General features: G+C 69.4%; 7 protein-coding genes. 6 read left to right on the top strand and 1 reads right to left on the bottom strand.

Annotation, left to right across the window (positions count from 1 at the left end):
• Positions 1 to 8: 8 nt before the first annotated feature.
• Positions 9 to 566 carry an NADAR family protein gene (locus BZL64_RS10260; protein ID WP_086768293.1) on the bottom strand — a complete coding sequence of 186 codons (558 nt, stop codon included), beginning with the start codon at positions 564 to 566 and terminating at the stop codon, positions 9 to 11.
• Positions 567 to 777: 211 nt separating this feature from the next.
• On the opposite strand from BZL64_RS10260, the gene BZL64_RS10265 reads away from it, so the two are divergent.
• From BZL64_RS10265 to BZL64_RS10290, 6 genes are read left to right on the top strand one after another with little or no spacing between them, the layout of a single operon-like run.
• Entirely contained in the window at positions 778 to 2322 is a 1545-nt protein-coding gene (locus BZL64_RS10265; protein ID WP_086768295.1) for a gamma-aminobutyraldehyde dehydrogenase, read from the top strand.
• Between the two features lie 52 nt (positions 2323 to 2374).
• A complete protein-coding gene (locus tag BZL64_RS10270; RefSeq protein ID WP_086768297.1) occupies positions 2375 to 3622 on the top strand; it encodes a polyamine ABC transporter substrate-binding protein in 1248 nt (415 codons plus the stop codon).
• Between the two features lie 4 nt (positions 3623 to 3626).
• Positions 3627 to 4796: an ABC transporter ATP-binding protein gene (locus BZL64_RS10275; RefSeq protein ID WP_086768299.1), complete on the top strand. Its 1170-nt coding sequence runs from the start codon at positions 3627 to 3629 to the stop codon at positions 4794 to 4796.
• Entirely contained in the window at positions 4796 to 5725 is a 930-nt protein-coding gene (locus BZL64_RS10280) for an ABC transporter permease (RefSeq protein WP_086768301.1), read from the top strand. Before BZL64_RS10275 ends, BZL64_RS10280 begins: the two co-directional genes overlap by 1 nt.
• Complete coding sequence (locus BZL64_RS10285) at positions 5725 to 6525, top strand: ABC transporter permease (protein ID WP_086768303.1); 801 nt, start codon at positions 5725 to 5727, stop codon at positions 6523 to 6525. Before BZL64_RS10280 ends, BZL64_RS10285 begins: the two co-directional genes overlap by 1 nt.
• 23 nt (positions 6526 to 6548) lie before the next feature.
• On the top strand, positions 6549 to 7982 hold the full coding sequence (locus BZL64_RS10290; protein ID WP_086768305.1) for an NAD(P)/FAD-dependent oxidoreductase: 1434 nt from the start codon (positions 6549 to 6551) through the stop codon (positions 7980 to 7982).
• Positions 7983 to 8226 lie beyond the last annotated feature (244 nt).

An 8226-nucleotide genomic window follows, 5' to 3' on the forward strand; every position in this document is an offset into this window, starting at 1 on the left:
CCGCTTCCTCACCCGGCCCGCAGCAGCCGCCTGGCCTCCATCAGCGCGAAGCCCAGCAGGTTGGGGCCTCTCCAGCGCTCCGGGTCGGTCGCCGCGTCGTCGTCCGCGGTGAGGCCGATGCCCCAGATCCGGTCGACCGGGCTCGCCTCCACCAGCACCCGCTCACCGGTCCCCAGCAGGTACTGCCGCAGCCCCGGGTCCGCGCCGAACTTGTGGACGCTGCCCTCGACCACGATCCGGAACCGCTCCCGCTCCCAGACCCCCTCGTCGAAGTCGCGCACCAGCCGCCCGGCCTTCTTCGCCTCGGAGGGATGACCGGCGGCCAGCGCCCGCCGCTCCGCCTCCGCGTCCCCGAAGAGGCGTGCCTTGCCGGCCATCATCCAGTGCTCGGCCGTCGCGAACCGGACGCCGTCCACGGTGAACGGGGACGGCCACCACTGGCTCAGGCAGCTCGGGCCGACCTGTCCGTCCGGCCTCGGACGGTGGCCCCAGAAGTGCAGATACTTGATTCGCGCCCCCGACCGGACCTCCCTGAGCAGGGCTTCCCGGGAATCGATCTTCTCCATGCATTCCACTGTGACACGCACCACTGACAGCGTGTCTGTCCTTTTCCGGGCCGACTCGACACCTGGTCGACAGATTCCGTCGCGTAACCAAAAGGCAACAACGGAATCCCTTGTTGGAGTCCCATTGCTCTGTCAGGATCGGCACTCAAATCAGGCTGGAGCTACGCCACCCGCCCCCGTGGACAGTGGGGCGAAGGCGGAGGAGAGCGACATGCAGAACCCGGGAAGCACCACCCCGGACCGAGTCGGCCGGTTCCCCGCACAGGCACGTTTCGCGGACGGCGCCCAGTACATCGCGGGCCGCCTCCGCAAGGGCACGTCCGGGCGGACGCACGCCGTGACCGACCCGGCCACCGGCGAGGAGGTCCTCACCTACGAACTCGCCGGGCCGGACGACGTCGACGCGGCCGTGGCCGCCGCGCGGGCCGCCTTCCCGGCCTGGGCGGGCGCCACCCCCGGCGAGCGCTCCGACGCCCTGCACCGTTTCGCCGCCGTCCTCGCCGACCGCGCCGAGGACTTCGCCCGCGCCGAGTCCCTCCAGTGCGGCAAGCCGCTGAAGCTGACCCGCGAGTTCGACGTACCCGGCACCATCGACAACACCGCCTTCTTCGCGGGGGCCGCCCGGCACCTCCAGGGCCAGTCGGCCGGGGAGTACTCCGGCGACCACACCTCCTACGTACGGCGCGAACCCCTCGGCGTCGTCGGCTCCATCGCCCCCTGGAACTACCCCCTCCAGATGGCCGCCTGGAAGATCCTCCCGGCGATCGCCGCAGGCAACACGATCGTGCTCAAGCCCGCCGAACTCACCCCCCTCACCTCGCTCCTCCTCGCCCAGGCGGCCACCGAGGCGGGCATCCCCGACGGCGTGATCAACATCGTCACCGGGACCGGGCGGGAAGCGGGCGAGCATCTCGTCGGCCATCCCGACGTCGTCATGACCTCCTTCACCGGGTCCACCGCCGTGGGCCGGCGGGTCGCGGAGATCGCCACCGCCACCGTGAAGCGGCTGCACCTGGAACTGGGCGGCAAGGCGCCCTTCGTCGTCTTCGACGACGCCGACCTGGACGCCGCCGTGCAGGGCGCGGTCGCCGGCTCGCTCATCAACACCGGGCAGGACTGCACGGCCGCCACGCGCGCGTACGTGCAGCGGCCCCTCTACGAGGCGTTCGTCGAGCGGACGGCCGCCCTCATGGAGACCGTCCGGCTCGGGGACCCCTTCGCCCCCGGCACCGACCTCGGGCCGCTGATCTCGCACGTCCACCGCGACCGGGTCGCCGCCTTCGTCGACCGGGCGCGTGCCTACGCGCGCGTGGTGACCGGCGGCGAGGCCCCGCAGGGCGACCTCAAGAACGGCGCCTACTACCTGCCCACCCTGGTCACGGACGCCGCGCAGGACAGCGAGATCGTCCAGTCCGAGATCTTCGGACCGGTCCTCGTGGTCCTCCCCTTCGACAGCGACGACGAAGGGATCGCGCTCGCCAACGACACCCCGTACGGGCTGGCCGCCTCCGCGTGGAGCCGGGACGTCTACCGGGCGAACCGGGCGACACGCGAGATCAAGGCCGGATGCGTGTGGGTCAACGACCACATCCCGATCATCAGCGAGATGCCCCACGGCGGATACAAGGCGTCCGGCTTCGGCAAGGACATGTCCGCGTACTCGTTCGAGGAGTACACCCAGATCAAGCACGTCATGTTCGACAACACCGCGGTCGTCCGCAAGGAGTGGCACCGCACCGTCTTCGGGGACCGTTAGTCACGAATCCGGCCGCCGACCAGGCCGAATCCTCCGAAAGGGCAGCACGCGCATGGAGCAGTACGAGCCAGACCGCCTGACCCCGCCCCAAGTGGCCGCGATGCGGCGCAGTATGCGCAACGGCAGGGCGGCCATGACCCGCAGGTCGCTGCTGCGCGCCTCGGCGGGCGGCGCCCTGACCCTGGGCGGTCTCGGGGCGCTGAGCGCCTGCGGGATCCCCGCGGCGGGCAAGACCGAGGGCGGCACGTCCGCCGAGGACCACTCGGCGAAGGAGGAGACCGTCAGCTTCTCCAACTGGACCGAGTACATGGACGTCGACGAGGCGGGCAAGCACCATCCGACGCTCGACACGTTCACGGAGCGGACCGGCATCAAGGTCAAGTACTCCGAGGACATCAACGACAACAGCGAGTTCTTCGGCAAGATCAAGCCGCAGCTCGCCGCGGGCCAGGAGACCGGCCGCGACATCATCGTCCTCACCGACTGGCTCGCCGCCCGCCTCATCCGGCTCGGCTGGGTCCAGAAACTGGACCCGTCCAACCTGCCGCACGCGTACGCCAACCTGTCGGGCCAGTTCCGCAGCCCCGACTGGGATCCCGGACGGGCGTACTCCTACCCCTGGCAGGGCATCTCCACGGTCATCGCCTACAACAAGAAGGCGCTCGACGGCGTCGAGGTGAAGTCGGTCTCCGACCTGCTCGACAACCCCAAGCTCAAGGGCCGCGTCGGGTTCCTCACCGAGATGCGCGACAGCGTCGGCATGACCCTGCTGGACATGGGCAAGGACCCCGGGAAGTTCACCGACGACGACTACGCGGCGGCGATCGCCCGGCTGCAGAAGGGCGTCGACAGCGGCCAGATCCGCCGCTTCACGGGCAACGACTACACGTCGGACATCACCAGCGGCGACTTCGCCGCCTGCATCGCCTGGGCCGGTGACGTCGTCCAGCTCAAGGCCGACAGCCCGGACATCGACTTCCTGATCCCGGACAGCGGTTACATGACGTCCAGCGACAACATGCTGATCCCCAACAAGGCCCGTCACAAGACGAACGCCGAGCGGCTCATCGACTACTACTACGAGCCGACACCGGCCGCCCAGCTCGCCGCCTACATCAACTACGTCTGTCCCGTCGACGGAGTGAAGGACGCGCTGGCGAAGATCGACGAGGATGCGGCGAACAACCCGCTGATCATCCCCGACAAGGCCATGCAGGCCAAGTCCCACGCCTTCCGCTCACTGAGCGCGAAGGAAGAGACGGCCTTTGAAGCGCAGTTCGCGAAGCTCACTGGGGCGTGACGAGATGAAGACGACGACCGACGCCGGCGGCGATGTCCGCCTCTCCGGGATCAGCAAGACCTACGGCTCCTTCACCGCCGTCCACCCGCTCGACCTGACCGTCCCGCAGGGCTCCTTCTTCGCCCTGCTCGGCGCCTCGGGCTGCGGCAAGACCACCACCCTGCGCATGATCGCCGGCCTGGAGGAGCCCACGTCCGGGACCGTCCACCTCGGCGACCAGGACGTCACGGCCCTCCCGCCCTACAAGCGGCCCGTGAACACCGTCTTCCAGTCCTACGCCCTCTTCCCGCACCTCGACATCTTCGAGAACGTCGCCTTCGGCCTGCGCCGACGCGGCATCAAGGGCGTGAAACAGCAGGTCGGGGACATGCTGGACCTCGTCCAGCTCGGCGAGCAGGCCCGCAAGAAGCCGCACCAGCTCTCCGGCGGCCAGCAGCAGCGCGTCGCCGTGGCCCGCGCCCTGATCAACCATCCCAAGGTGCTCCTCCTCGACGAGCCCCTCGGCGCCCTCGACCTCAAGCTGCGCCGCCAGATGCAGCTGGAGCTCAAGCGCATCCAGACCGAGGTCGGCATCACCTTCGTGCACGTCACGCACGACCAGGAGGAGGCCATGACGATGGCCGACACGGTCGCCGTGATGAACGGAGGCCGCGTCGAACAGCTCGGCTCGCCCGCCGACCTGTACGAGAACCCGCGCAGCACCTTCGTCGCGAACTTCCTCGGCACCTCCAACCTCATCGAGGCCGAGGTCGACTCCCGGAGCGGCGAGGACATCGTCCTGAAGGCGGGCGACGGCAAGCTGGTGCTGCCCGAGGCCCGCTGCGCGGCGCCCACGACGACCGGCGGCAAGGTGCTCGTCGGCATCCGCCCCGAGAAGATCTCCCTCACCCACGCCGACGACGCGGGCGGGATCCCCGAGGGCCGCAACCGCATCACCGGCACCATCGCCGCCACGTCGTTCATCGGCGTCTCCACGCAGTACGTCGTCGACAGCGCCGTCTGCCCCGAGTTCGAGGTCTACGTCCAGAACGTCGACCGCGACTCCCGGCTGGCCCCCGGCGCCGAGGTCGTCCTGCACTGGAGCCCGGCCCACACCTTCGGCTTCGACGCGGCCCAGTCCCTGCTTGCCGGGACGACGGGCTCCGCAGGGCTCGACGAAGAGGCGGCGCTCTGATGGCGACCCTCACGGAGGCGCCGCCGCCCCTCGCCCCCACGGCCCCGCAGGCCGAGCCGCCCCGCAGACGGGGCCGCTGGACGCCGTACTGGCTGCTGCTGCCCGGCATGCTCTGGCTGCTGGTGTTCTTCGCGCTGCCGATGATCTACCAGGCCTCCACGTCGGTGCAGACCGGTTCCCTCGAAGAGGGCTACAAGGTCACCTGGCACTTCGCGACCTACTGGGACGCGCTGGCCGACTACTGGCCGCAGTTCCTGCGCTCGGTCCTCTACGCCGCCGCCGCGACGGTCCTGTGCCTGGTGCTGGGCTACCCGCTCGCCTACCTGATCGCCTTCCGCGCGGGCCGCTGGCGCAACCTGATCATGGTCCTGGTGATCGCGCCGTTCTTCACCAGCTTCCTGATCCGCACCCTCGCCTGGAAGACGATCCTGTCGGACGGCGGGCCCGTCGTCGGCGCCCTCAACACACTGCACGTGCTGGACGTGACGAGCTGGCTCGGCTGGACCGCGGGGGACCGGGTGCTGGCCACGCCGCTGGCCGTGGTCTGCGGACTGACGTACAACTTCCTGCCGTTCATGATCCTGCCGCTCTACACCTCGCTGGAGCGCATCGACGGACGGCTGCACGAGGCGGCCGGCGACCTGTACGCCAGGCCCGTGACCACCTTCCGCAAGGTCACCTTCCCGCTGTCGATGCCGGGCGTGGTCTCCGGCACGCTGCTGACCTTCATCCCGGCGTCCGGCGACTACGTCAACGCCGAACTCCTCGGCTCCACCGACACCCGCATGATCGGAAACGTCATCCAGACGCAGTTCCTGCGGGTGCTGGACTATCCGACGGCCGCGGCGCTCTCCTTCATCCTCATGGCCGCGATCCTTTTCATGGTCACCTTCTACATCCGCAGGTCCGGGACGGAGGATCTGGTCTGATGCCTCTCGTCAACTGGTTCAAGAGGAAATTCGTCGTCATCGCGGGGCTTCTCACGCTCGCCTTTCTGCTGCTGCCCAACGTCGTCGTCACGGTGTTCTCCTTCAACAAACCGAAGGGCCGCTTCAACTACGCGTGGCAGCAGTTCTCCACCGACGCCTGGAAGGACCCCTGCGGGGTCTCCGGCCTGTGCGGCTCGCTCTCGCTCAGCCTCCAGATCGCGTTCTGGGCGACGCTCGGCGCGACCGCGCTCGGCACGATGATCGCCTTCGCGCTCGTCCGCTACCGCTTCCGCGCGCGGGGCGCCGTCAGCTCGCTGATCTTCCTGCCCATGGCCATGCCCGAGGTCGTCATGGCGGCCTCGCTGCTCACCCTGTTCCTCAACATGGGCGCGCAGCTCGGCTTCTGGACGATCCTCATCGCGCACATCATGTTCTGCCTCAGCTTCGTCGTGACGGCCGTCAAGGCACGCGTCATGTCGATGGACCCCAGGCTCGAACAGGCGGCCCAGGACCTGTACGCCGGCCCGCTCCAGACCTTCCTGCGGGTCACCCTGCCGATCGCCGCACCGGGAATCGCCGCGGGCGCGCTGCTCGCCTTCGCGCTCTCCTTCGACGACTTCATCATCACCAACTTCAACGCGGGTTCCACCGTCACCTTCCCCATGTTCGTCTGGGGCTCGGCACAGCGCGGAACGCCCGTCCAGATCAACGTCATCGGTACGGCCATGTTCCTCGTCGCCGTCCTGATCGTCCTGACCTCGATGGTCATCAACAACCGCCGCAACAAGCAGAAGGCGTAAGCGCCCGTAGGGAGTTGGAAATCATGGCCCCAAGCGCCATGAGCCGTGGCAGGGACAATCACTGGACGACGTCGCTCTCGGAGGCGCAGCCGGTTCCCTACTGGCTGGACGATCCGGGAAAGCCCCACCCCGAGCCCGCGCTCACCGCCGCCACGACCTGCGATCTGCTGGTCGTGGGCGGCGGGTACAGCGGACTGTGGACCGCGCTGATCGCCAAGGAGCGCGAGCCGCGGCGGGACGTGGTGCTGCTGGAGGGCCGCGAGGTGGGCTGGGCCGCCTCGGGCCGCAACGGAGGCTTCTGCGCGGCCTCCCTCACCCACGGCCTGTCCAACGGGCTGACCCGCTGGCCGGACGAGATCCACCGGCTCGAGGAACTGGGCGCCCGCAACCTCGACCAGATCGAGGCGGCCGTCGCCCGCTACGGCATCGACTGCGACTTCGAGCGCACCGGCGAGATCGATGTGGCGACCGAGCCGTACCAGGCCAGCGAACTGCGCGACTGGTACGAGGAGATCGACGCCAAGGGCCTCGCCGGGGGCATCGAGTTCCTCGACGGCGACGCGGTCCGCGAGCAGGTCGCCTCACCCACCTTCCGGGCGGGGCTGTACGACCGCCGGGGAGTGGCCATGCTCCACCCGGCGAAACTGGCGTGGGGCCTGAAGCAGGCGTGCCTGCGCCTCGGCGTCCGCGTCCACGAGCACACCCCCGCGCTGACGCTCGAACCGCACGCCGCGGGGATGGCCGTACGCACCCCGTACGGGCAGGTCCGCGCGCGGCAGGTCGCCCTCGGCACGAACGTCTTCCCCAACCTGGTCAAGCGGGTCCGCGCCTACACCGTGCCGGTCTACGACTACGCGCTGATGACGGAACCGCTGAGCGCCGGACAGCTCGACGCGATCGGCTGGAAGAACCGGCAGGGCCTCGGCGACAGCGCCAACCAGTTCCACTACTTCCGGCTCTCCGCCGACAACCGCGTCCTGTGGGGCGGCTACGACGCGATCTACCCGTACGGCGGCCGGGTGCGCGCCGAGTACGACGACCGGCCGGAGACCTACGCCAAGCTCGCCGAGCACTTCTTCACCTGCTTCCCCCAGCTGGAGGGGCTGCGCTTCACGCACGCGTGGGGCGGTGCCATCGACACCTGCTCGCGCTTCTCGGCGTTCTTCGGCACGGCCCACCGGGGGAAGGTGGCGTACGCCGCCGGGTACACCGGGCTCGGTGTGGGCGCGACCCGGTTCGGCGCCGAGGTGATGCTCGACCTGCTGGCCGGCGAGCCCACCGAGCTGACCTCGCTGGAGATGGTCCGCAGGAAGCCGCTGCCGTTCCCCCCGGAGCCCTTCGCCTGGACCGGCATCGCGCTCACCAAGTGGTCGCTGGCACGGGCGGACTCGCACGACGGGCGCCGCAATCTGTGGCTGCGGACCATGGACCGGCTCGGGCTGGGCTTCGACAGCTGACACTTTCGCCCCGTAGTGAGCCGGTTCACTCCAAGGAGGGTGCCGAACCCGCGTAATGCCCGGCGGAAACCTCCCTCTCCCTGGTGACGCGCACGCGTCGACGAGACACAGGGAGGTCCCACATGGCTGGGGCGAAGACGGCCGTCGAATGGCTGGCATCCGTCGCACCGGATCCCGAGGTCTGCCGCTGGGAATGGGAGCGCAACCCCCTCGGGGTGGCGCTCCTGCCCGCGGGCAGGGCCTG

It is taken from the genome of Streptomyces bobili (assembly GCF_002154575.1).
GTDB classification, from domain to species: domain Bacteria; phylum Actinomycetota; class Actinomycetes; order Streptomycetales; family Streptomycetaceae; genus Streptomyces; species Streptomyces bobili.

What these genes read in the sequence shown, in the direction of transcription:
- BZL64_RS10280 (WP_086768301.1), top strand. Translation starts at nt 4,796, where the DNA reads ATGGCGACCCTCACGGAGGCGCCGCCGCCCCTCGCCCCCACGGCCCCG.
- BZL64_RS10275 (WP_086768299.1), top strand. Translation starts at nt 3,627, where the DNA reads ATGAAGACGACGACCGACGCCGGCGGCGATGTCCGCCTCTCCGGGATC.
- BZL64_RS10260 (WP_086768293.1), bottom strand. Translation starts at nt 566, where the DNA reads ATGGAGAAGATCGATTCCCGGGAAGCCCTGCTCAGGGAGGTCCGGTCG.
- BZL64_RS10265 (WP_086768295.1), top strand. Translation starts at nt 778, where the DNA reads ATGCAGAACCCGGGAAGCACCACCCCGGACCGAGTCGGCCGGTTCCCC.
- BZL64_RS10270 (WP_086768297.1), top strand. Translation starts at nt 2,375, where the DNA reads ATGGAGCAGTACGAGCCAGACCGCCTGACCCCGCCCCAAGTGGCCGCG.
- BZL64_RS10290 (WP_086768305.1), top strand. Translation starts at nt 6,549, where the DNA reads ATGGCCCCAAGCGCCATGAGCCGTGGCAGGGACAATCACTGGACGACG.
- BZL64_RS10285 (WP_086768303.1), top strand. Translation starts at nt 5,725, where the DNA reads ATGCCTCTCGTCAACTGGTTCAAGAGGAAATTCGTCGTCATCGCGGGG.